At 49.5% G+C, this 21760-nt stretch carries 25 protein-coding genes; 17 read left to right on the plus strand and 8 right to left on the minus strand.

Translation table 11 applies throughout. The features are described from left to right. Position 1: 1 nt before the first annotated feature. From HNR50_RS15265 to HNR50_RS15285, 5 genes are read right to left on the minus strand one after another with little or no spacing between them, the layout of a single operon-like run. The gene (locus tag HNR50_RS15265) at positions 2-1270 is read right to left on the minus strand and encodes an MFS transporter (RefSeq protein ID WP_184747650.1); all 1269 of its coding nucleotides are present in this window, start codon (positions 1268-1270) and stop codon (positions 2-4) included. A 22-nt stretch (positions 1271-1292) separates the two neighbouring features. Beyond that, complete coding sequence (gene nth, locus HNR50_RS15270) at positions 1293-1907, minus strand: endonuclease III (RefSeq protein ID WP_184747651.1); 615 nt, start codon at positions 1905-1907, stop codon at positions 1293-1295. Continuing rightward, entirely contained in the window at positions 1907-2506 is a 600-nt protein-coding gene (locus HNR50_RS15275) for a TetR/AcrR family transcriptional regulator (protein ID WP_184747652.1), read from the minus strand. Before HNR50_RS15275 ends, nth begins: the two co-directional genes overlap by 1 nt. An 11-nt stretch (positions 2507-2517) precedes the next feature. Next, positions 2518-3345 (minus strand): metal ABC transporter permease, encoded by an 828-nt coding sequence (locus HNR50_RS15280; protein WP_184747653.1) that lies wholly within the window; start codon positions 3343-3345, stop codon positions 2518-2520. Further along, positions 3342-4139: a metal ABC transporter ATP-binding protein gene (locus tag HNR50_RS15285; RefSeq protein WP_184747654.1), complete on the minus strand. Its 798-nt coding sequence runs from the start codon at positions 4137-4139 to the stop codon at positions 3342-3344. The genes HNR50_RS15280 and HNR50_RS15285 overlap by 4 nt, the downstream gene beginning before the upstream one ends. A 179-nt stretch (positions 4140-4318) precedes the next feature. On the opposite strand from HNR50_RS15285, the gene HNR50_RS15290 reads away from it, so the two are divergent. The 8 genes from HNR50_RS15290 to HNR50_RS15325 all read left to right on the plus strand — a co-directional run bounded on the left by HNR50_RS15290 (position 4319) and on the right by HNR50_RS15325 (position 12218). Continuing rightward, positions 4319-6040, plus strand: a complete 1722-nt coding sequence (locus HNR50_RS15290; protein WP_184747655.1) for an EAL domain-containing protein — start codon at positions 4319-4321, stop codon at positions 6038-6040. 212 nt (positions 6041-6252) lie between these two features. Continuing rightward, on the plus strand, positions 6253-7008 hold the full coding sequence (locus tag HNR50_RS15295) for a hypothetical protein (protein ID WP_184747656.1): 756 nt from the start codon (positions 6253-6255) through the stop codon (positions 7006-7008). A gap of 10 nt (positions 7009-7018) precedes the next feature. Then, positions 7019-8299: an aminotransferase class III-fold pyridoxal phosphate-dependent enzyme gene (locus tag HNR50_RS15300; protein ID WP_184747657.1), complete on the plus strand. Its 1281-nt coding sequence runs from the start codon at positions 7019-7021 to the stop codon at positions 8297-8299. 11 nt (positions 8300-8310) lie between these two features. Continuing rightward, on the plus strand, positions 8311-9168 hold the full coding sequence (locus HNR50_RS15305) for a transketolase (RefSeq protein ID WP_184747658.1): 858 nt from the start codon (positions 8311-8313) through the stop codon (positions 9166-9168). Next, on the plus strand, positions 9168-10175 hold the full coding sequence (locus HNR50_RS15310; RefSeq protein WP_221439900.1) for a transketolase family protein: 1008 nt from the start codon (positions 9168-9170) through the stop codon (positions 10173-10175). Before HNR50_RS15305 ends, HNR50_RS15310 begins: the two co-directional genes overlap by 1 nt. Beyond that, on the plus strand, positions 10172-10966 hold the full coding sequence (locus tag HNR50_RS15315; protein WP_184747659.1) for a hypothetical protein: 795 nt from the start codon (positions 10172-10174) through the stop codon (positions 10964-10966). The genes HNR50_RS15310 and HNR50_RS15315 overlap by 4 nt, the downstream gene beginning before the upstream one ends. Further along, a complete protein-coding gene (locus HNR50_RS15320) occupies positions 10963-11484 on the plus strand; it encodes a VOC family protein (RefSeq protein WP_184747660.1) in 522 nt (173 codons plus the stop codon). Before HNR50_RS15315 ends, HNR50_RS15320 begins: the two co-directional genes overlap by 4 nt. A gap of 71 nt (positions 11485-11555) precedes the next feature. Next, entirely contained in the window at positions 11556-12218 is a 663-nt protein-coding gene (locus HNR50_RS15325; protein ID WP_184747661.1) for a TetR/AcrR family transcriptional regulator, read from the plus strand. Here HNR50_RS15325 and HNR50_RS15330 read toward each other — a convergent pair whose 3' ends face one another. Continuing rightward, positions 12219-13355 carry a GGDEF domain-containing protein gene (locus HNR50_RS15330; RefSeq protein ID WP_184747662.1) on the minus strand — a complete coding sequence of 379 codons (1137 nt, stop codon included), beginning with the start codon at positions 13353-13355 and terminating at the stop codon, positions 12219-12221. 166 nt (positions 13356-13521) lie between these two features. Here HNR50_RS15330 and HNR50_RS15335 point away from each other — a divergent pair, with 166 nt between their 5' ends. Genes HNR50_RS15335 through HNR50_RS15375 form a run of 9 tightly spaced genes read left to right on the plus strand, consistent with a single transcriptional unit; the run spans position 13522 to position 18548 of the window. Beyond that, on the plus strand, positions 13522-13863 hold the full coding sequence (locus HNR50_RS15335) for a P-II family nitrogen regulator (protein ID WP_246434040.1): 342 nt from the start codon (positions 13522-13524) through the stop codon (positions 13861-13863). A 28-nt stretch (positions 13864-13891) separates the two neighbouring features. Beyond that, positions 13892-14350 (plus strand): PTS sugar transporter subunit IIA, encoded by a 459-nt coding sequence (locus tag HNR50_RS15340; protein ID WP_184747664.1) that lies wholly within the window; start codon positions 13892-13894, stop codon positions 14348-14350. A gap of 1 nt (position 14351) precedes the next feature. After that, complete coding sequence (locus HNR50_RS15345) at positions 14352-14864, plus strand: Na+/H+ antiporter subunit E (RefSeq protein WP_184747665.1); 513 nt, start codon at positions 14352-14354, stop codon at positions 14862-14864. Further along, positions 14861-15139, plus strand: coding sequence for an MrpF/PhaF family protein (locus tag HNR50_RS15350; protein WP_184747666.1), 279 nt, complete (start codon positions 14861-14863; stop codon positions 15137-15139). Before HNR50_RS15345 ends, HNR50_RS15350 begins: the two co-directional genes overlap by 4 nt. Then, positions 15136-15507 (plus strand): cation:proton antiporter, encoded by a 372-nt coding sequence (locus HNR50_RS15355; RefSeq protein WP_184747667.1) that lies wholly within the window; start codon positions 15136-15138, stop codon positions 15505-15507. Before HNR50_RS15350 ends, HNR50_RS15355 begins: the two co-directional genes overlap by 4 nt. Continuing rightward, positions 15504-15740 carry a Na(+)/H(+) antiporter subunit B gene (locus HNR50_RS15360; RefSeq protein ID WP_184747668.1) on the plus strand — a complete coding sequence of 79 codons (237 nt, stop codon included), beginning with the start codon at positions 15504-15506 and terminating at the stop codon, positions 15738-15740. Before HNR50_RS15355 ends, HNR50_RS15360 begins: the two co-directional genes overlap by 4 nt. Then, positions 15737-16456, plus strand: a complete 720-nt coding sequence (locus HNR50_RS15365) for an MnhB domain-containing protein (RefSeq protein WP_184747669.1) — start codon at positions 15737-15739, stop codon at positions 16454-16456. The genes HNR50_RS15360 and HNR50_RS15365 overlap by 4 nt, the downstream gene beginning before the upstream one ends. Next, positions 16453-16800, plus strand: coding sequence for a sodium:proton antiporter (locus HNR50_RS15370; protein ID WP_281389118.1), 348 nt, complete (start codon positions 16453-16455; stop codon positions 16798-16800). Before HNR50_RS15365 ends, HNR50_RS15370 begins: the two co-directional genes overlap by 4 nt. After that, complete coding sequence (locus HNR50_RS15375) at positions 16797-18548, plus strand: complex I subunit 5 family protein (RefSeq protein WP_184747670.1); 1752 nt, start codon at positions 16797-16799, stop codon at positions 18546-18548. The genes HNR50_RS15370 and HNR50_RS15375 overlap by 4 nt, the downstream gene beginning before the upstream one ends. A gap of 31 nt (positions 18549-18579) precedes the next feature. Here the strand turns inward: HNR50_RS15375 and zupT are convergent, their stop codons facing one another. Next, positions 18580-19386: a zinc transporter ZupT gene (gene zupT / locus HNR50_RS15380; protein WP_184747671.1), complete on the minus strand. Its 807-nt coding sequence runs from the start codon at positions 19384-19386 to the stop codon at positions 18580-18582. Between the two features lie 177 nt (positions 19387-19563). Further along, a complete protein-coding gene (locus HNR50_RS15385) occupies positions 19564-21648 on the minus strand; it encodes a molybdopterin-containing oxidoreductase family protein (protein WP_184747672.1) in 2085 nt (694 codons plus the stop codon). Between the last annotated feature and the right edge of the window lie 112 nt (positions 21649-21760).

The raw sequence follows: 21760 nt of genomic DNA on the forward strand, positions 1-21760 counted from the left end.
TTTACTGAATTCCCATCATATCCTCTTTCGCTTTCGGAATGTCTATGGGGCAGACCATTCTTCCGATAAGCGGATAGGCTGTCAGGCAGATGAATCCCAGAGCCAGGAAAATAAACTGGAAGGGAAGAACATTGAGTAAGATACCGATAAGGAGAGGAGCCAGCGCGCTGGTCAGGTTTATGGCTCCGTATATACCGGAATAGAGGGCTCTTTTTTCTTTATTGCTTATTTGCACCAGAACAGCCTCTCCGCTCATTTTATGAGCTGAAGACAGGGCGCCCAGAAGGGGAAAGAGCAGAAAAACAAGCCATTTTCCCGCTCCGGCCGCCAGTGCGATGACCATTATCAGGGGAATGGCGAAACCGCCGATGCTTTCGATTTTCAGTATTCCTTTGAAACCCAGGGGCCCGACAATCCTGGGCCATATGAGATTGGAGACGAGCATGCCCCCCATCTGCAGCAGAACGATTGTCCCCACGAATGATGAGGGGATACCGTACCACCTGATAAGAGAGGGGAGGTAAAAGGGAATAAGCACGATAGCCGAAGTCAGGATATTGGCGGTCAGACAGTAATTCCGGAAAGTGTGGTCCTCTTTGAGTATGCTTTTCATGGAATGAATGATTTCATTAAGGCCCGGCCGTTCGGAGCTGCTCTCCTCCTGTTCCCTTATCATCCAGAATCCGATTGATGCCAGTGCCAGCATAAGCGAGGCAAGAGAAAACAGAAAGGCATAACGGACCGATCCGCTGAATCCCTTTATGATATAGCGAGTCAGAATTCCGGACAGAAGCACGCCTATGCTCCAGAAAACCTGTTTCCTCAGAAAGAATCTATGTCTCAGGGAGTCGGGAATGGTTGTTCCGATCAGAGACACATAGCTGATTCCGGCGAAAGCTCCGGAGAGCGAAAAGAGAATGAGGCCTCCGTAAATAAAGGTCAGCACCAGAGCGGGAGTGAGGCTGTCTGCTCCGAGAAGAAGCATGCCGATTCCGAAGAGGGCAAACATCCTCATATAAATACCGCCGAGAAGATAGGCTCTCTTTTTCTTTCTCGATTGAATAAAGGGAGCAAAAAGCAGTTGCGAAACCAGCGGCAGTCCGACCATTATGGCCGTAATGATGCCTATATGGATTTCCGAGCCTCCCACCTGAAGGACAAGTGCGGGAAGGACGGAGTTTATTTCGGTAAATGTGACTGTAAGGGCGAGAAAAATTCCGTGAACAAGGAAGCCTCTGTAACTTGATCTCTGATCTGCTGTTATTTCCATATACAGATTATAGGCTATAAAATCAGAGTTGTGAACAGATCGGGCAGTTCATGGGATCGTGTCCCCGGGCCGGACAGTACTCCCTGCCGAAATAAATGATCTGAAGATGCAGGCGGTTCCAGCTTTCTTCGGGGAATATTTTTTTCGCATCTTTCTCCGTCTGAATGACATTTTTACCGCTGGTGAGTCCCCATCGGGTCATAAGTCTGTGTATGTGGGTATCGACGGGAAAAGCATTCTGACCGAAGGCCTGGCTAACGACGACAGAGGCTGTTTTATGTCCTACTCCCGGCAGCTTTTCAAGCTCGTCCATATTGTCGGGCACCTTCCCTCCGTATTCCCGGACAATTATCTTCGACAGATTGCTTATGGCTTTTGATTTGTTATTTGATAAACCGCAGGGTCTGATAATCTCTTTTATCGTCTCAACGGGAACTTGCGCCATTTCCTCCGGCGTTCCGGCGAGGTCGAATAGCCCGGGCGTCACGGTGTTGACCCTCGCATCGGTACATTGGGCTGATAGTACAACAGCGACCAGCAGCGTGTAAGCGTCGCTGTGCTCCAGCGGTATGGGGACTTCGGGGTAGAGTTTGTTGAGAACATCCATGATCAGCGCGGCTTTTTCTTTTTTTCTCATCAGCCATTGATCCCTTTTTTGAGTATTTGGAGTTTATGATGGAGTATGAGCAGAGCTTCATCGGCCGTTCTGTTGGAAGATATGACCTGAATGACCGCCCTTCTGAGGGACTGGGTTAACAACTCAATCATAGCAGACATTTTGCACTCTTCGATCGAAGCCAGTCCGGATTCTTTTATCATGTTCTGAAATCTGTCATCGTTCCGGAGCTTCTCAGTTATATCTCTCTCGAAGATGTTGATGGCTGAAGGGCTGGCTGCTATCTGCCGGAGAAGCTGTGCCTTGACCGGGATGGCATCGCTGCGCTCTTTGATTTCCCTGATTTCCTTTTCCGCCAGAGAATAGATGAACTGGTAAATGCTTTCCCCGCCTGCCAGATCCTCTTCCAGATTCGCCCTAAGAGAGCAGAGGAGATAGAGAAAAAGATCCTCTTTTCCCCAGAAGTACTGATAGAAGCTGCCTCTGGCTATCCCGGCTTTTTCCACTATGTTTTTTATGGATACATCTTCCAGGGGAACCCGGCAGAATTCGCTTATAGCGGCATCGAAAACCCTTTGTCTCTTTTGGGCCGATAATTTCCGGAACGTCTCTTTAGGCAAAGCATTCTCCTCTAGCGAATCAGTCTCTGCTTTATCTTGGAATAGGAGAAGGCGGCGAGGAAGAAAGCTGTCAGCACCAGAACAATGGTGGCTCCGGAAGGAGCGTCGAAATAGTAGGATGTGTAAAATCCGGTGATGATGGAGATCAGGGCGAATACTGTGGACAGGACAATGATTTTCCACAATTCCTTGGTCAGCAATGACGCGGTAGCCGCCGGCGTAACCAGCAGTGCCAGAACCATAACGACTCCCACTGTCTGGGTGGCGATTACCGTTGTCGAGGCGACGAGTATGAGAAATCCGTAATGAATGACCAGAGGCGAGAGGCCTATGGCAAGGGCGTGAGTCGTGTCGAAACTTGTCACGAGCAGTTCTTTAAAGAAGATGATGACAAGTAAAATAACCAGCAGCGCCACGAAAGCTATCAGTATTATATCGAAAGAAGACACACCGAGAATGTTCCCGAAAAGTATGTGCGATAGATCCTGAAATGTCCCGACCCTGTTCATCAGAAGGATTCCCAGTGCGAAAGCCCCGGCAAAAATGACGCCGATGGAAGTGTCTTCCTTGAAGCGCTTGTGCCCTGTCAGGGTTCCGATGGCAAGAACTGATATGATGGCGGCGACAAGCGCCCCGATAAGCATATGAATACCCAGCATGAGAGCTATGACGATCCCCGGAAGTATGGCGTGGGCCAGTGCGTCGCCGATGAAAGCCATTCCTCTCCATACAATGAAGCCGCTGAGAACGCCGCATGCTGCCGCAACGAGCAGGCCGGCTCCCAGCCCTTTGAGAAAAAAAACATACTGAAGAGGTTCGATTATCCATTGAGCCATCATTCGTTTTCCATACCTTTGTGAAATTCAAAGCCGTAAGCCCTGGCTATGTTCTGGGGAGTCAGGACCTCTTTGACAGGTCCGTCTCCGATAATGGTTTTATCTAGAAAGAGAACTCTGCTGAAGTGAACCGTGAGAATTCCCAGATCGTGAGTGCTGACTAAAACACTCTTTCCCATTTTGCAGATCCTTTCTATGGTGTGGAACATCAGCTCCTGGGTGGCTATATCCACATGATTGAGAGGTTCGTCGAGTAGCAGGAGATCCGCATCGTGAGCCAGGGTTCTGGCGAGCATGACTCTCTGCTGCTGTCCGCCTGAGAGTTCTCCGACCTGCTTGTCGGCAATGTGGCTGATCTCCATTGTTTCCATAGCCGAATCCACAGCTTCACGGTCTTTTTTCCCGGGATTTCTGAACCAGCCCAGATGGACATAGCGGCCCATGGTGACGACCTGTCTTACCGATACGGGGAAAGACCAGTCCACCGAGCTTTTCTGCGGAACCATAGCGACTCTGTGCCGGCAGGTGTTGGCGGTATGGCCGTATATGGTTATATTTCCGGACTGAATTTTCTCCAGTCCCAGAATGAGCTTCATCATTGTGGATTTTCCCGCGCCGTTCGGACCGACCAGAGCGACTTTCTCACCGGGAGTTATCCGCAGATTTACATCGTGAAGGACCGGTCCGGTGTTTCCGCCATAGGTGAACCCGAGATTCTTTACTTCCAGAGCGGCGCTTTCGGCCATGGGAGGGTGGTCGCAGTTTTTTCCATAACAAAGCAGTGGTACGTTCAGCATCAGTTCCCCGTCAGCCTCATGATCGGCTGATCCATAGTATTTTTGATCTCATCCATTTTATTGTCGGCTTTTTCGCCTTTTTTGTCGAGAGAACCGATCTTCAGGGGCCGGATCTCCTTTTATACAGCAGACAATGTAAGTAGGAAGACCTGATAAGTCAACTGCAGCAGGAAAAATTTGTGTCCTCCCTATATTACCTTTACAATGAAAGGATGGGCGAGCGGGACCGGACTTATGAATACATAGTCAACACTTCATCGGATTTCATTACATTAATCAATAAAAACTATGAGTACGAGGTGGTAAATGATTCCTATTGCCGGGTCCTGGGAAAAAAAAGAGAGGAAATTCTCGGTCATTCCGTTTCCCGCATCTGGGGTGAGTCCCGGTTCGAATCCAAAATCAAAGGACATCTCGATAAGTGCTTTGCCGGACGTGACATCCATTATATAGAGGAGTTCGACTTCGGTGCTGAGCACAAGTATATGCATGTCTCCTATTATCCCTACCGGATGGAGGGACAGATCACCCATGCCCTGGTTTTTTCCCATGACATATCCAGAATGGGGCAGATGGAATCCCGGCTCCACAATTTGGAATTCCGCGATCCCGTAACCGGGCTATTCAACAGGAATTCTCTTGATATCATACTCGAAATGGAGTTGGAAAAAGCGAAGCGAAGCCGCGGGGATTCCGATAAGCTCAGAGCTCTCCTTTTCATTTCCATTACCAATCTTCAGGAGATCAATCTGGCTCACGGATATGACAGAGGGAACATGTTACTGGAAAATACAGGAATCCGCATTAAGGAATTTCTGCGCCAGAGCGATTATGTTTTCCGATATGACGGGCAGGAGCTGGTTGTCCTTCTCTCGAATCTGGCGGGGGAGTCCGATTCGGCCAAAGTGGCGCGAAAACTGACCGAAAGGATTTCCATACCCTATAGGAGCGACCGTTTCGATATCACTCTGCGCTGCCACATGGGGCTATCGTTATATCCGCGGGACAGCTGTGAAGGATGCGATCTGATCGCATCGGCCACTAAAGCCCTGAGCGAGTCTATCGCCACCGGGGTTCCCTTCTGCATCTATGATGGTGAGCTTCACAATCGGGCTCTGGAAAAGCTGAAGCTGGAAAGCGATCTCTACCGGGCGTTCGAACAGGATCAATTCGAGCTCTATTATCAGCCGATTGTCAGCCCCGAAGGCGTTATCAAAGGCTGCGAAACCCTGATCCGCTGGAATCATCCGGAAAGGGGACTCGTTCCCCCCGATCTTTTTATCCCTCAGGCCGAAGCGAACGGCTTAATAACCTCGATCGGAAAGTGGATCATCTTCCGGACGGTGGAGAAAATCCGCAGCTGGAGTGTTCCCTATGGCATTTATATTTCCATAAATCTCTCGGTCCGCGAGTTTGAAGATGAAAATTTATACGATCTTCTCCTTCAGGCCATGGGTAAAGGGGGAGAGCTCCCCAGGAAGTATCTCAAACTGGAAATAACCGAATCGGGAGGGATGGAAAAACCGGAAGAGACTATTGCCCGCATGAAGAAGCTCAGCGATGCGGGTTTTTCGATTTTTATTGATGATTTCGGAACAGGGCAGTCCAGTCTGGCCTATTTAAAGAATCTTCCGGCTACGACTCTGAAAATAGATAAGTCCTACATCGATCCGATTGTAGAGGATGAGGACAGCCGGTCCTATCTGAAGCTGATCCTCAATCTTGCGGAAAACCGCGGGAAGGAAACCGTTGTGGAAGGGGTGGAGACAGCTGAACAGCTCTCAATCCTGAAAGAGGCCGGCTGCCGGTCCATTCAGGGATACTATTTTTCAAAGCCCCTCCCTGCGGATCAATTTGAATCTCTTCTTGCAAACAGTACGATTCTTCCGGAAAAAAGATGATTGCTTTTTTTATTGACAGAAAAGGGAATGAGATTAAAAATAAATTAAGAGCGAGTAATCACTCGGGTTTTAATTTCACTGAAGGTTTTTTTACCGATATATCGCGTCCCGGCCCGATCCTTCTTTGTTATTATATTTAGAGCGAGTGTTCGCTCAGTGTCTATGTCTGTATATTTGTTCATTCCCATAAGGTTTATATAAGGAGGATTTAAATGAGTAGAGAGACAGTTATGTCCTACATTAATGTTTTCGCCGTATTGAAAAATATGGAGGAACTCGTACGGGTCGATGCTGCGTCGAAAGAGCTTATCAAAGACAAAGACATGTCCATTCAATTCACTGTAAACAAAGGACCGAAAGCTGTTCTGACCTTCCGTAACGGCGAAGCTCAGCTTACAAGAGGCGGAGGGAAGGCTGGAATCAAGCTCTATTTTTTCTCTCCCGATCACTTTAACAAAATGATGGACGGCAAGGCCAACCCCGTTCCCTACAAGGGGTTGACGAAAATTTCCTTTCTCACGGGAACCTTTATGAAACTGGCGGAAAGGCTCGAATATTATCTTCGTCCCGATGAAGACAAACTCCGGGACAGTGCATATTTCAAAGCCAATACCGAGATGACAGCTTACGCGGCTTTCTTTGCCCTATCGGAAATAGGAAACCGCGATGAGAAGGCTTTGCACAGCACCGCCGCCATACCGGATGGAAAGATTCTGGTTAAGGTGGAAAACGGGCCGGCTGTCACAGTCATCAAGGAAAACGGCATTCTCCGAACGGAAAAGGGAGAACCCGAATCGCCTCGGTGTATTCTCTCCTTCAGTTCTCTGGAATCGGCTCATCTCGTTCTCAATGGAAAACTCGATACCTACACAGCTCTGGCAACGGGGCAGATGGCCATGCGCGGATTTATTCCAATGATAGAAAATATGAACCCCATTCTCGATCAGGTCGCGGAATATCTGCAATAGGAAGGAAAAGATGATTGAAACTAAAGAAGAAGCGAAACTCAATACCTATGAAAATTCACAGGAGTTATTCAAAAGGGCGGTAAAAGTCATCCCCACGGGGATTCCCGGACATCTCGGACCGGTCCAGTCTCAGTTCATTCCCACTTCGGACTTCCCGTTTTATGCCGAAAGGGCCGAAGGATCCTATTTCTGGGATCTGGATGGTAACAAATTCATCGATTACATGTGCGCCTACGGTCCCAATGTTCTGGGGTATAACAATCCCGTTGTGGACAAAGCGGCTTTCGATCAGTTCAAGAAGGGAAACTGCATGGCTCTTCCCGGCAAGGTTCAGGTCGAATTTGCCGAGCTGCTGGTCGACACGATTGAAGGGGCCGATTGGGCCATGTTTATGAAGAACGGAGGAGATGCTACAAGCTTCGCCCTTATGATAGCCCGTGCGGCGACAGGCAGGAAGAAGCTGGTCCGCATAAAAGGGGGATATCACGGCGTGGCACCCTGGACCCAGGTCGACGGCCATGCGGGAGTTGTCAGTGAGGATATTTCCAACAATCTCTTTATGGAGTGGAACGATGCGGAAGCCTTTGAAAGACTTATCAGCGACTATCCCGGACAGATCGCCGGTCTTATCGCCACTCCCTACGATCATAGAATCTTCACGGATAATGCACTTCCCAAACCGGGATACTGGCAGAAAATACGGCAGCTCTGTACGGATAACGGCATTGTTCTGATCATTGATGATGTCCGCTGCGGATTCCGTCTCGATATGGGCGGATCGGCAAAATACTTCGGTTTCGAACCGGATCTGGCCTGCTACTGCAAGGCTCTGGCCAACGGTTACAATATTTCTTCGGTTGTCGGAAAGGATTCGCTCCGCGATGCGGCATCAAAAGTATTTTACACGGGAAGCTACTGGTCTTCCGCCGTTCCCATGGCGGCGGGGATAGCCTGCATCAATGAGCTGAAGAGGATCGACGGTCCCCGTCTGATGATAGAGAAAGGGGAGAAGCTCACTGCGGGACTGAAAAAGACCGCCGAAGCAAACGGCATTGATCTGGTTATCTCCGGTGTCCCTTCCATGTTTTATATGCGCATTGCCAATGACAATTCGCTGATGATGCACCAGGAGTTCTGTGCCGAGTGCGCCAAACGGGGCGTTTTCTTCGTCTCCCATCACAATCATTTTATCAACTGTTCTCTCTCTGATGAGGACATTGCGAAAACTCTGGAAGTGGCGGAGGAAGCTTTCCGGATAGTAAAGAAAAATAATCCGGACAAGTGCAATTAAGGGAGGAACCAATGGGCTTGAGCGAAAAAGAATTTCTGGAACTGGATGAAAAAGCGAAAGAGATGAGGCATCTGATCCTCGATACGGTACAGTGGGCGGGCGGCGCCCATGTGGGGGGATCGCTCAGCGCGGCTGATATCCTCACGCTTCTCTACTATAAATATCTGAATATCGACCCCGGGAAACCGGATTGGGAGGACCGTGACCGCTTTGTCCTCAGCAAGGGACATATCGGTGTGGGGCTGGCGCCCTTCCTGGCGGATAAGGGATATATCGACCGGGAGCTCCTTAAAACATACAACCATACGGGGTCCTCGCTGGGAATGCACCTCGATAAAAACAAGGTTCCGGGGCTGGATGCGTCAACGGGATCTCTGGGACACGGTCTTCCCATCAGCCTGGGGATGGCGCTGGCGGCGAAGCAGAGGGGGAAAAGCTATAAGACCTGGTGTCTTCTGGGAGACGGAGAGTGCAATGAAGGCTCTGTCTGGGAGGCGGCTATGGCGGCTTCCCATCATAAGGCGGACAATCTCATCGCCATGGTGGACCGGAACCGCTGTATGATGGACGGCTCCACCGAAGACGTTATGGCCCTCGAACCCTTTGCCGACAAGTGGCGGGCTTTCGGATTCAATGTGCTGGAGGTGGACGGACACGACCTGAAGGCGCTGGCCGAAGCCATGGAAACAGCCCTGGAGGCAGGAGATAAGCCGACGGTCATAATCTGCCAAACTGTCAAGGGATGCGGAGTCGAGTCCATTTCCGGCGATTACCGGTATCACTACGCCTCCTTCGATCCCGAAAAAACCAGACTTTTTAAAGAAGAGATAAGCTCTTATCACGCAAAAAGAAGAGAGGAGAAGAAATAATGGCCGGTTTAACCTATACCATACTGGACGCGACCAATATGTCCACTGCGGAAGTTTACGGAAAAGCTCTGGAACACCTGGCGGATAATTACGACAATGTCGTGGGACTTACGGCCGATCTGGCCAAATCTACTAAAATCGGAGTTCTGGCTGAAAAACATCCCGACCGTCTCTACAATATGGGAATCGCCGAACAGAATCTCTTCGGCGTTGCCGCGGGAATGGCTTCGGCGGGGCTAGTCCCCTATGTCTCCACTTTCGCCATTTTCACATCCATGAGGGCACTCGATCAGGTCCACACCGATATCTGCTACCAGAATCTCAATGTGAAGATGATTGCAACCCACGGAGGCCTGAGTTTCGGCCAGGCCGGTTCGACACACCACTGCACGGAGGATATCGGCATCATGCGGACCATGGCCAATCTGACAATTGTCGTCCCGGCCGACGGGATCTCCGCAGCGGAAGCCGTTACCGCCGCATACAGCAAGGAAGGTCCGGTCTATATCCGTCTCAACCGGGGTTATGACCAGCCCGTATACGACACATCGGAATGTGATTTTCAGATCGGGAAATCAATAGAACTGGCTGAAGGATCCGATCTGACCATTATCGCCTGCGGGGCCGCTGTGTACAGAGCCAGGGAAGCGGCGTCTATTTTAAGAAACAGTGACGGTATCCACGCCCGGGTCATCGATATGCACACAATCAAACCGATAGACAGAGATGCCATTCTGAAAGCGGTTCACGATACGCGGAGAATCATCACTGTGGAAGACCACAATATCATCGGGGGGCTGGGAAGCGCCGTTGCGGAAGTCATGGCGGAGAGCGGAAAAGCCTGCGCCTTTAAACGATTGGGCGTGCCCGATACCTTTTCCATCATCGGACTCCATGAAGATCTTATGGCCCATTACGGTTTCGATATGAACGGAATCGCCTCGGCGGCGCGGGAATTGATGAATAGGGATTTTGAAGAAGATGACGACTGGGATGACGAATTATGAGTGTGCTCGCCAATGATGAAATCTATGCCAACAGAATCTTCCTCAATTCTGTTCTGCCTCTGTTAAAAGTTATTGTGGAGGAAATGCCGGTTTTCGGAAAGCTCTGGGAAGGAGTCGATGCCGTCTGCCAGGTCTCGGCTCTGGGGCCGGAAGAGAAAGTGGGAACCCACTTTCTCATCGAAGAAGGGAAATGGACAGTAAAAAGGGGGATATATGAGGGAAATCCCCATGTCGAGCTGGAGTTCCCCTCTGTCAGCGCTTTGAATCTCTTCTTTCAGGGGAAAAGCAAAAAACTGCCGAAAATGAAGGGCTGGTACCGGCTCGGTCTCTTTCTGAAGTTTATGAGAACCCTGCTGAAAATGGCCGCTCTTCTGGGCATGGAGGAACCGCCGGAAAATGAAGAGGAAAAAGCACTGCTTGTAAAGATGTATTTCTACCTCCTCTCGGCGGGAATCAGCCAGCTCAATAAAGCGGGCCATCCTGAAATTTCTTCCTGGATAAAAATGAGCCCCGACCGCGTTTATGCCTGGGAGGTGGAAACCCATCCCGGCTGTTCCGCCTATATGAGGGTGAAGGCGGGAAAATCGAAAGCCTGCCGCGGGATTTATCAGCGTTCCAAACCTTTCTTTACCATGCGTTTTGCCAATCTTGACAGCGCTTTGGGGATTCTCATGTCCATTGACGATATGATCGAGGCAACCGTGAAAGGGAGAATCAAAATGGTGGGCAGTCCGGAATACGGCGCCCGCATCGGCGACTATATGCTTATTGTAGGAGATTACGCGAAATGAAAGTAAAATCACTCAGCCATGTGGGGCTGACCGTCTCGGATTTCGAGGCGGCGGTCCGCTGGTATCATGATAAATTCGGCTGCCGCCTTATCGACGATAACACTCTGCCGCCGGCCCAGGTCACGGCGCTTAAAGACTTGTACGGCCTTGAGAATTCTTCCATAAAACTGGGATTCCTCAGAGTCCCCGGAGGCGGTGTTGTGGAAATCTTCGAATTCGAAGAGAAGCTCGAGCCGGAGAGAACGAGATGGAATCGTCCCGGACCGACCCATATCACCTTCGATGTGAAAAATGTCCCCAAATGGTACAAAAAGCTGAAGGGGGAGGGAATCGATTTCTTTTCGGAACCGCAGAACACGAAAGGAGCGGACTGGGTCTTTCTCAAAGATCCCGACGGCAACCTTATAGAGTTGATTGATATGAAAATGAATAATACAATAATCAAAAGTTTCATCGGGGCTATCGCCGCTTCGCTTTTCGGCAGAAGCAAATACAAGGCATATTATGCCTCAACCTGATCCCCGGGAAACAGGCTCTCTCGGATCTTTCCCCTGGTCGGTGAAGAGAGAGTCAATGCGGGGTACTGAATATGGCAGCTGAAGAAAATAAATTCCACAAATCGACATTCGATAAAATTGATCCCGAAAGAAAGCAGCGGATAATTGATGTAGCCGTCAGCCATTTTGCGAAATTCGGCTTTAAAGCAACCAATATCAATAATATTGCCAGCGATGCGGGAATCAGCATCGGGTCCATGTACTCATATTTCGAGTCCAAAGACGACCTTTTCCTGACTATCGGAGATTACGGATACAGTTTACTGGCCAGAGCCCTTTCCGAAGTAAACCGCAAACAGGATGACCACCTTAAAATCTTTGAAGAACTTCTCCGGGCTTCGCGGCGCTATGCGCTGGAATACCCGGAGATGAATCAGGTCTATCTAGAAATGACGACCCAGGGGATGAGCTCCCTTTCCGAGAAGCTTTCCTACCAGCTCGAGGATATTACGGCGAAGCTCTATCATTCCATACTGAAAAAGGCTCAGGATGAGGGACGCATAGATCCGGCCATCGATATCAACGTGGTCTCTTTCTGTCTCGACAATCTTATCATGATGTTCCAGTACTCCTACACTTCGGATTATTACCGCAACAGAATGCGGATCTTTCTGGGGGATGATGAACCGGATGAGGAGGATCTCATAGAGAAGGTTATGCTTTTTATCAAAAGAGCTCTGACTAAAAGCGAGTAGTTAAATTATATCGCTGCTATGAGTCTGATTCGCTTTATAGAGAAGACCGGACTGGTAAAGATTCACCTGGTTCCGACCGTTTTTCTTTGACTTGTACAGGGCTTCGTCAGCCCTTTCAATAAGTGTTTTTTCCGAGAGTTTCTCCACCCAGTCATAAGTGCTTATACCAATGCTGACAGTCACCTTCAGGGTTTTCTCTTCCCACATAACCGCCATCTTCTCCACGGCGCGTCTTAATCTCTCTCCGACCACGACCGCTTCCTCGCGGCCTGTTTCCGGCAGAAGAACGGTAAATTCCTCTCCTCCGAAACGGGACAGAATGTCCTCCTCCCGGACCGTGTGCTTCAGAGTCTCCGCCAGTTGTATAATCACTTCGTCTCCGGCAAGATGCCCGTAGTCATCATTGAAGTTTTTGAAATGATCAATATCCATCACAATCAGCGAACTCGAATGTCTGGTCCGGCGGCATCTCGCCAGCTCTTCGTTGACACGGCTGACGAAAAAGTTATGGTTGTAAAGCCCTGTTTTGGAATCTTTAACGGAATGTTCGTAATGTATGTTGTTCTGTATGCCGACTGACGTGAATTTCATTAGCTTGTCGATATAGGCGATTTCCGCTTTGCTGTACTCTTCAGAGAGTACTTTCGGCCCGAAAAGGATTATGCCGTATAAACCGGACAACCCTTTAATGGGGACGATAATTTCCGGATGAAACTGCTCGAAGGGTTTGATCAGAGAGGGATCGCCTAATTCGTATTCAAAGAGATTGAAGCTGGTCGTCCCGGTATAATTGCGGAAAAACGCTTCGTATGGCTCGAGGGAATCAAGGTCCATATTGATCTTGGTGAAATTCATATTGTGATAGGCGTAAGTTTTGATCCTGCTCACCGTTATGCCCTCATTGAGGATAAAAACCAGATCGGAAGGGATAAACTTTTCCGAAAGGCATTTTATGATATAGGCAACCAGTTCGTCGACCGATTCCTTCAGAAAAATCTCATAGGCTTCGTTAATCAGCTGATCACTGTCTTTATTGCCAACTTTCAGTTTTTCTATATAATCGAGAATCCCTATCTCTTTCAGCAAAGCGTAGCTGCTGATGAGTTTGGGGTTCTGAGCAATCTCTTCCCATTCCATCACTATAATGTACTTGTAATTACGGGCTTTAGCAAGAACTCATTGCCGGGATGCAATTAATCGGCTGCGGTTCAAACCTTTCCGGTTTTTAGAAATAAAATTGCTTGTCACCAGATTGGTTCCGGATTAAGTTTGAGAAAAGGAAATAAGGTAATAATCATTGAAATTGCTGGTTTTTATTCTGAATAATGAAGAATTTCTCGAAGAAGTGATGTCCGCCTACATCGAGTCGGGTGTTACGGGAGCGACTATACTCGATTCCGAAGGTATGGGTCGCTTTTTGACTTACGAAGTCCCTCTCTTTGCCGGCTTCAAGGAATTCATGAAGGGCAATAAACCATATAACAAGACGATTATATCTGTCATCCGCGATAATGAGACTCTTGAAAGCGTGAAAGCCCTTGTGGACGAAATCGTCGGCGGTCTGGATAAGCCCGGCACGGGGGTCATGTTCACCATCCCGATCGATTGGGCCTACGGTCTGGTCCCGGAGGATGAGGAAATTTAATATCAATTTAAAAGGAAGTGTTGAAATAATGGGCGTAATATCGGCGAAACTGAAAGCGGAATGTATTCTGGTAGATCCTCCCGAAACGGAGAAGGAGGAGCTTTTCAGACATCTGGTGGACACTCTCGCTTCCGTTTACGGAATAGAAGAACCGGATCTGCTTTACCAGAGCATTCTGAAAAGAGAAGAGATGGTATCAACCTGCATCGGCTACGGATGCGCCGTTCCCCATTGCCAGTCCGAGTCACTGGAGAAAACACTCTTCGCCGCGGCCAGACTCGATCCCCCCCGGGATTTCGACACGCCCGACGGCCAGCCTGTCTCCCTTGTCTTTCTGATGGCCGGCCCTGCGAAAAATACCGGAAGCCACATCAGATTGTTATCGAAACTCGCCCGGTTTCTCCATGACCCCCAGTTCCGGGAGGATCTGGAGAAGGCCGTCGACGCCGGGGATTTTCACAGGATCATCAGTCTCAAGGATCAGTGATATGAGTATTGAAACCAGATGGAAGCTTATCCGTTTTTTTATTACAGCTCTCTCCATGTTCGGTCTCTGGCTTATTTTTACAGCCAGTTTTGAGCTTTTTTCTCTGGTTACGGGCCTGGGCGGTTCTTTTTTCGTGGCCGCGCTCACATACGAAATCTTTATACCCAGGCACCAGGCGGGGATCAATTTTTTCGTACCCCGTCCTTTCCATCTGATTCTCTATCTCTTCCTCATGATCTTTTTTATTTACAAGTCGAGTATCGCTGTTCTCGTCGCCGTTGTTACCGGCCAAGTCAATCCCCGCATCGTGCATTTCAGAACACCTCTGAAATCGGACATGGCCAGAATGGTTCTGGCCAATTCCATAACCATGACTCCCGGGACCATCACTCTGGATCTCAATGACGATCACCTTACGGTTCACTGGTTCTTCTCCACCACAAGCCATTCGAAAGTGGCCGGAAACGAAGTGAAAGGAGAGATTGAAAGACATCTTAAGAAGGTCTGGCTATGAGAGAGTTCCTTCTTACGGGGATGCAGTGGTTCATAATAGCCTGCATACTGGTCTGCATTATCAGAATCCTTACTTCCCGAACCACTTCGGGCAAGCTTGTGGGCCTGAATGTCCTTTCGGGAGTCGTTCTGGCTTTTCTGGTCCTCCGCGGTGTCAGCGAAGGGCGGGCCCTCTATCTCGATGTGGCTCTTGTTTACGATATTTTCGGTTTTCTCGGTTTTCTGGGAATCGCCCGGTTTCTGAAAGATAAAATCCAGGGAGAGTCGCAGGAATGAGCATACGCGAGATACTGGCGGCAATAGCTTTTCTGGCTGCTGTTATTTTCGGAGTAGCCGGTCTGGCGGGGCTCTTCCGCTTCCCCGATCCCTATTCGAGGCTTCAGGCGGGTTCACTTCTGGGGACCACGTCGGTTCTGTCCATCTTCATAGGAACGCTGCTTCTGTCTCCCAATGGTGCCGTAGCGGCGAGGGTAGTGGTAATCATGCTCTTTTTTCTTATTTCCTCTCCGACGGGATCCCATATCGTTGCCCGGTTCACCTGGAACATCGGGACACATCCCTGGAGGCCCAAATCCGAAGAGAAGAAGAACCAGGGAAAGACCGGCAAAGGGAAAGATGAGGCCGCTCCGGAGGAGAACCCATGACTGTCATTCTTCTGCTCTTCATTCTGGGGTTGGGAATATACACCCTTTTTACAAAGGATCTGCTCCACAGCGTCATCGCGCTATCGGCTATCAGTCTACTGTCTGCCATGCTCTTCTACATACTCCATGCTCCCGATGTGGCCATTACCGAGGCGGCTGTGGGTGCCGGAGTCTCCACTATCATTTTTGTCTGGATCATACGCCATACAGACAGGAAGGAGAGCGATAGTTGAAAAAATCTGCAGTCGGTTCGGTTTTCGCTCTTTTGCTGATCAGCGCCGTAGTCCTCCCTGTTTTTCTCAGCAGTTACCAGTGGCCTGGTACGGCCCGCGATCATCTCGAGCTCAAAGGCGTTGAGGAATCGGGAGCCACCAATCTCGTCAGTGCCATATACCTCGGGTACCGCGCTTACGACACGCTCGGTGAAACCATCGTTCTTCTGGTCGCCGTGACAGGAACAATCGGAATTCTGAAAAAAGCCGGTGCCGTTATCGAGGACAGACACAGTTTCGCCCTGCCGGGAGAAATGAGACGGGCAAATTATATGAGGACTCATCTGCTGGAAGCCGTGACGAGCAAACTGGGGCCTATCGTGCTGCTTTTCGGGTTTTATGTCATGCTCTACGGTCATCTCTCACCGGGCGGCGGGTTCCAGGGAGGAGTCGTCGTCGCTTCCGGTATTGTCTTCCTTGCCCTCGGAAGCAGCGGAAACGCCAGTTCGGCTTTGATCCGTCAGGATATCCTGGGCCGTATTGAAGCGGTGGCTTTCCTCATGCTTCTGATTCTTTCCATCAGCGGTATCTTTACGGGAGAGGGTTTTCTCGACAATCCTTTAAAGCACTATTCATCATTGCCGGCGGCTTTCATTATCGTACTCAATATCATCATAGGGCTTAAAGTGGGAGCGGGCATAGGTGTTATGTGCATAATTATGCTGGGGAAGGAATGATGGTGATGATAGAACGGCTTTTGCTTTTTCTGCTTTTCCTTCTGGGCTTCTGGGGGATACTGGCCAAACAGAATATTATAAAAAAAATCATATCTCTGAACCTGATTAACAGTGCCGTGGTCATTCTTTTTGTTCTGGAAGGGAGCCGTATCGGTAACAAAGCGCCCATACTGGAAGAGGGGATTGCCGGCATTGTCGACCCCATCCCCCAGGCTCTTATGCTGACCGCCATCGTTATCGGCGTCTGCGTCACCGCTCTATCCCTGGCCCTGGCTTACCGTCTGTACAAGGCGGCGGGGACATTTAATATTGAAGATATCCGCAAAGAGGTGAGCCGCAAATGAGTCCTGAAGGTCTGGCTTTCGCCCCTGTTCTGCTACCTCTCCTGGGAGCGGCCATCGTTTTTCTCGCCAAGGCATTTTTCAGAGGGAGAGGTGCGGTCATCGTCGAATACACCGGCGTTTTCACCGGACTCTATCTTCCCTGGCTGGCTTTGATCTTTCTGTTCCCCGTTGTTATCAATGGATCAGCCGTAACAGGAGTTATCGGCCACTGGAACAGCGGTGTGGGTATCTCCTACCGCTTCGACGGGCTGGCATGGATGGTCAATGTTCTGGGTTACACTTTAGGCGGGGCAGCCTGGCTCCATTCTCTCTCATCCGGACCCAAAGGTCCCTCTTTCAGCGCTATTTTTCTCATCCAGACAGCGGCGCTCGGCGCAACCATTATGACGGCGGATCTCTTTAATCTCTTTGTCAGTCTGGAAGTTCTCGGCATCTCTTCCTACATTCTCGTTTCCAGCTCGGAAAAGCCGGGAGCCGCACTGGCATCTTTTTCCTATCTCATGGTCAGCTCCACCGCTATGGTATTCTTTCTTCTCGGCCTCTTCGGTCTCTACCGCATCACCGGCTCTCTCTCCTATGAAGGGATTGCCGCAGGATTAGGACATCTGGATGGGAATGCCCTTGCGACGGCTGTCATTTCTCTTTCTCTGCTCGTCGGGGCCATAGCCATAAGAGTGGCGGTTATGCCTTTGTACGGCTGGCTGCCCGACGCCCATGCGCTGGCCCCCCATGCCGTCTCGGCCGTCCTTTCCGGTGTCCTGATTAAAACGCCGCTTTTTGCACTGAGCCGGATTCTCATTCTTTTTCCCATCGGAAAGGAAGCGGGGCAGCTGATGAGTTATGCAGGAGCCGCCACCGCTCTGCTGGCCGTGATCATAGCTCTCTCTCAGAAGGATGTCAAAAGGCTTCTCGCCTATCACTCCATCAGCCAGATCGGTTATATCGTCTGTACCTGGGGAGCTGCCGTGGCTGTGGGAATCGGGACAAAAGCGGGTACTCTGCTCATGGCAGCGGCTTTCCTCCACGCTCTGTTTCACGCCGTTTTCAAAGGGCTGCTGTTTCTGAGCATCGGTTCCTCTGTCGATGCGGCGGGAGAGCGGGATGTCTATAAACTTCGGGGAGCGGTATCCATCCTGAAAAGATCGGGAGATAAAGCGGCAATAGCTTTTTTCGGTTTTCTTGTCGGAGCTCTTTCCATTTCCGCTATTCCGCCTTTTAACGGGTTCACCAGTAAAACGGCTATGACCTACCTTCTCAAATATTACGGACAGTATGGATCCGTACTCTACTGGATTCTGACAATTGCCGGTGCGGGGACGGCGGCTTCATTTATCAAACTCTCACGGATTTACTGGCCCGATAAAGAAAAGATTTCCACCGTTTTTCCGGAAAGAACCGATTCCGGGCCGGTCCTTCCGGGAGTTATTGCCATTATCTTCCTGTCGGTGCTTTGTATACTCGGCGGGATATTCACACCTCTTATTTTCAAAACTGTTACGGCTCTCCTGTCCGGAAAATCCTTAACTATGGGTGATGGTTATTCTTTCTTTTCGACAGGCAATTTGCTGAAATCCCTCTATACGGCGGGAGCCGGGGCGCTGGTTTTTCTTCTGGCAACGGGAAATGCTGGATCGGCTCTTTTGAAAAAAGTCCGCGAAAGACCGCGCAGTTTCCAGGGGCTTTTCGTGTCCTATGCTCTGGCCGCAGCGGCGATGGCGGGCTGGCTTTTATACCACGCTGCCCCTTAAGTCGAATGTAGATGAATCTGAACGCTATTTTTCAGGCAAAAAGCAGCAGGCTGACAGCCATGATCATCATGCCGGCTATCAAACCACCGATTGCCAGATGATGCTCTCCATATTCCTCCGCTGTGGGCAGGAGTTCATCGAGAGAAATGTATACCATGATTCCGGCCACTGCGGCGAAAATGACACCGAACGTTGTATCGTTGAAGACAGATCGGAGAACGAAATACCCGATCAATGCTCCGATCGGTTCAGCCAGTCCCGAAAGAAATGAGAGAACAAAGGCCTTTTTCCGGCTTTTCGTCGCATAAAAAATCGGTGCGGAAACAGCCAGGCCTTCCGGAATATTATGAATGGCAACGGCTATGGCGATACTGATACCCAGAGTGGGGTTGGTCAATCCGCTCATAAAGGTGGCCAGGCCTTCGGGAAAGTTGTGAATCCCTATGGCAAGAGCTGAAAAAACCCCCATTCTCATAAGCTTCATTTTATCTCTATCGGAAGAATCCTCGATTTTCCGGGCAACATTCAACTCGTGGGGGTTTTCATAGGAGGGTATGATTTTATCGATCAGGGCAATGATGAATATCCCGATAAAAAAAGCAACAGTTGTCCAGATATAACCTGTCTTTTCTCCCAGAGCCGCGCTCAGTGAATCCCGGGCTTTCACAAATATTTCTATCATGGAAACATAAATCATAACTCCCGCGGAAAAACCAAGAGAAATGGTCAATATTTTGGGGTTGAACTTTTTAGACAACAGACCGATCAGACTTCCGATCCCTGTTGATAAACCGGCGAATATTGTTAAAGAGAGAGCGAAGAGTATGGAGCTGTCCATTCAGTATTCCTTATTGAATGTTTTATCAGATTATCTAAATTATATATGAATAAAACCATTTATTGGTACACAAACCATATATGATAGAAAGATGGATGAAACCGCACTGAATCTCATAGACCGTTTATGCGATCTCACCGTATCGAAAAAACATAGAAAAAGGTAAATCAAAAAAAATTAAAAAACTTTTTTCACATCGACAATAATGGAATGGGTTCTTGTTCCCATTGAAGGAGTTGTCGAGACAGTCGAAGTCAGGTAATTGGCATTGGCGCCGTCATTTGCCGTTAAAGCCCATACTCCCTGATTCAGTGACAGTGATCCGCGGCATATTCCGTCGGTAACGCGAACAACGGTCCTGATCCTGCCGTCGGGACTGGCCACTTCAACCGTATCGCCATCTTCAATGCCTCTTTCCCGGGCATCGAGGCTGTTAATCCACATTTTATCGTCGCAGAGCTTTTTCAGAGAGGGGATATTATCGAACTGGGAATGAATCCGGTACTTCTCATGAGGAGTTATCATTCTCAGGGGATATCTGTCATTGGTTTCAATGAGAATATGCTCGGGAAGAAGGGTTCCCCCGGCATTTTCCAGAGCATGGGAAGCTATCTCAATCCTGCCCGACTCTGTGTTGAGGGGATGTTTTTCCGGGTTGCTGAAGAAATCTGCCAGAGCTGTTCTTTCTCTGTCTTTGCCTATGTAAATACCTTCGGTCTTGAATTTTTCTCTGTCATCTATTTCCGAATGATCCAGAAACTCTTCCAGCCATTGCTCTTCGCTCTTTCCTTCGCTGAATTCACTTTCAAAACCCATCCGGCGGGCCAGTTCACAGAAAATTTCATAATCATTTTTTGACTGACCGACCGGTTCAGCCGCCTTCGCGGAATAAAAGAGATAATTGTTCTGCGTTCCCACAATATCATCTCTTTCCATAAAGGTTGTTACGGGAAGAACGACGTCGCAGTACCGCGCCGTATCGGTCAGAAAATAATCATGGGTTACGGAAAAATCCGCTTTTCTGAAAGCCTTTATCGTTTTATCCGTACCGGAAGACTGTCCTATAAAATTCCCGCCTACGTTGTATAAGAGACTGATATCTGAAGGATATCCGCCGGCTTTTCCTTCCAGAACCGCATCGGCCCAGCTGTTGACAGGAACACCGGTTTTCAGGGGATTGGCGGGAACTTTCATTCGGCCGCATAGCGGTTTAGGCTGTCTGTTCCATTTGGCGGCTCCGATTGAACCACCCCGCAATCCCGCATTGCCTGTGGCCAGCTGCAGCACAGCGCCCAGTCTGTCGGCGTTCTCCCCTCCGATCGCCCTTTGAAGGGAAAAACCCGGCAGCAGAGCGGTCGGTTGTATCGAGCTGTAACCGAGGGCGAAATCGATAATTTCCTCTTTCCCGATACCGCAGATCTTCTCCGCCCAGGAAGGGCTTTTGGCAATTCCGTCGCTTTCTCCGGTAATGTAGGATTCAAAGAGATCAAAACCCGAACTGAACTTTTGAAGAGAGGTCCGGTCGATAAGATCCCTTTCAATCAGAACCCAGAGGATTGCCAGCATGAACGCCGAGTCAGTCCCGGGCAGAATCGGAATCCAGCGGGCTTTGAAATTTTTTACTGTCCTGGTCATCCGGGGATCTATGACGATGATTTCCGTACCCTTGCGGGAACACTCGCTTAAAACCGCTTCGACTTCGCTATCGAACCGGGTATCCGAAGGATTGAACCCCCAGAGAATTATTCTTTGAGACAGCAGCAGAGTTGCCGCGTCAATTCCCACGTTGTTAGTCCCGAAAACCGGCGTTTTGACGTATTCCGACGCCTGGCTGGAGTAATCCCCCAGAGTGTCGGTGAACCCTCCGTAAAGGGAGAGAAACCGGCTCGTGAGGTAAGCCGTATTGTGCAGGGCTCCCCGGCAGGAACCGGAACCGCCCAGTTTGAGGATCTCATCCTGTCGACCCCGATCCCTGAGACTGATCATCTTTTCCGAAATGAGGCTGAGGGCCTCTTCCCAGGAAGCCTTCCTGAATTGTCCCGTACCCCTTTCCCCGTCGCGGATAAGGGGAGTCGTGAGCCTGTCTTTATGATAAAGGGTCTCGGCGCTTCTGTATCCTTTCAGACAGCCGCGCATATAATGTGGCTTGTAAGGGGAGTCGGTGATTTTAACCACTTTTCCATCTTTTATATGTGCTGCCAGAGCGCAGCCGGCTCCGCAGTCTTTATTGCATGATAGGGGTACGATGCTTTCCTGTTCCATAGCGGCATTGTACATAAAAGTACTTTAAAAGGAAATCGAAAAAATATTGGATAGCCAAGTCGGGATATTCTATAATTAAAATATCTGAAATTTGCGGAGTTGAACTTGAGCA

Source organism: Spirochaeta isovalerica (assembly GCF_014207565.1).
GTDB lineage: Bacteria > Spirochaetota > Spirochaetia > DSM-2461 > DSM-2461 > Spirochaeta_F > Spirochaeta_F isovalerica.

Coding starts and splice junctions, on each gene's coding strand:
- HNR50_RS15265 (WP_184747650.1), bottom strand. CDS start 1,270: ATGGAAATAACAGCAGATCAGAGATCAAGTTACAGAGGCTTCCTTGTT.
- nth (WP_184747651.1), bottom strand. CDS start 1,907: ATGAGAAAAAAAGAAAAAGCCGCGCTGATCATGGATGTTCTCAACAAA.
- HNR50_RS15280 (WP_184747653.1), bottom strand. CDS start 3,345: ATGATGGCTCAATGGATAATCGAACCTCTTCAGTATGTTTTTTTTCTC.
- HNR50_RS15285 (WP_184747654.1), bottom strand. CDS start 4,139: ATGCTGAACGTACCACTGCTTTGTTATGGAAAAAACTGCGACCACCCT.
- HNR50_RS15295 (WP_184747656.1), top strand. CDS start 6,253: ATGAGTAGAGAGACAGTTATGTCCTACATTAATGTTTTCGCCGTATTG.
- HNR50_RS15300 (WP_184747657.1), top strand. CDS start 7,019: ATGATTGAAACTAAAGAAGAAGCGAAACTCAATACCTATGAAAATTCA.
- HNR50_RS15305 (WP_184747658.1), top strand. CDS start 8,311: ATGGGCTTGAGCGAAAAAGAATTTCTGGAACTGGATGAAAAAGCGAAA.
- HNR50_RS15310 (WP_221439900.1), top strand. CDS start 9,168: ATGGCCGGTTTAACCTATACCATACTGGACGCGACCAATATGTCCACT.
- HNR50_RS15315 (WP_184747659.1), top strand. CDS start 10,172: ATGAGTGTGCTCGCCAATGATGAAATCTATGCCAACAGAATCTTCCTC.
- HNR50_RS15320 (WP_184747660.1), top strand. CDS start 10,963: ATGAAAGTAAAATCACTCAGCCATGTGGGGCTGACCGTCTCGGATTTC.
- HNR50_RS15325 (WP_184747661.1), top strand. CDS start 11,556: ATGGCAGCTGAAGAAAATAAATTCCACAAATCGACATTCGATAAAATT.
- HNR50_RS15330 (WP_184747662.1), bottom strand. CDS start 13,355: ATGGAATGGGAAGAGATTGCTCAGAACCCCAAACTCATCAGCAGCTAC.
- HNR50_RS15340 (WP_184747664.1), top strand. CDS start 13,892: ATGGGCGTAATATCGGCGAAACTGAAAGCGGAATGTATTCTGGTAGAT.
- HNR50_RS15345 (WP_184747665.1), top strand. CDS start 14,352: ATGAGTATTGAAACCAGATGGAAGCTTATCCGTTTTTTTATTACAGCT.
- HNR50_RS15350 (WP_184747666.1), top strand. CDS start 14,861: ATGAGAGAGTTCCTTCTTACGGGGATGCAGTGGTTCATAATAGCCTGC.
- HNR50_RS15355 (WP_184747667.1), top strand. CDS start 15,136: ATGAGCATACGCGAGATACTGGCGGCAATAGCTTTTCTGGCTGCTGTT.
- HNR50_RS15360 (WP_184747668.1), top strand. CDS start 15,504: ATGACTGTCATTCTTCTGCTCTTCATTCTGGGGTTGGGAATATACACC.
- HNR50_RS15370 (WP_281389118.1), top strand. CDS start 16,453: ATGATGGTGATGATAGAACGGCTTTTGCTTTTTCTGCTTTTCCTTCTG.
- HNR50_RS15375 (WP_184747670.1), top strand. CDS start 16,797: ATGAGTCCTGAAGGTCTGGCTTTCGCCCCTGTTCTGCTACCTCTCCTG.
- zupT (WP_184747671.1), bottom strand. CDS start 19,386: ATGGACAGCTCCATACTCTTCGCTCTCTCTTTAACAATATTCGCCGGT.
- HNR50_RS15385 (WP_184747672.1), bottom strand. CDS start 21,648: ATGGAACAGGAAAGCATCGTACCCCTATCATGCAATAAAGACTGCGGA.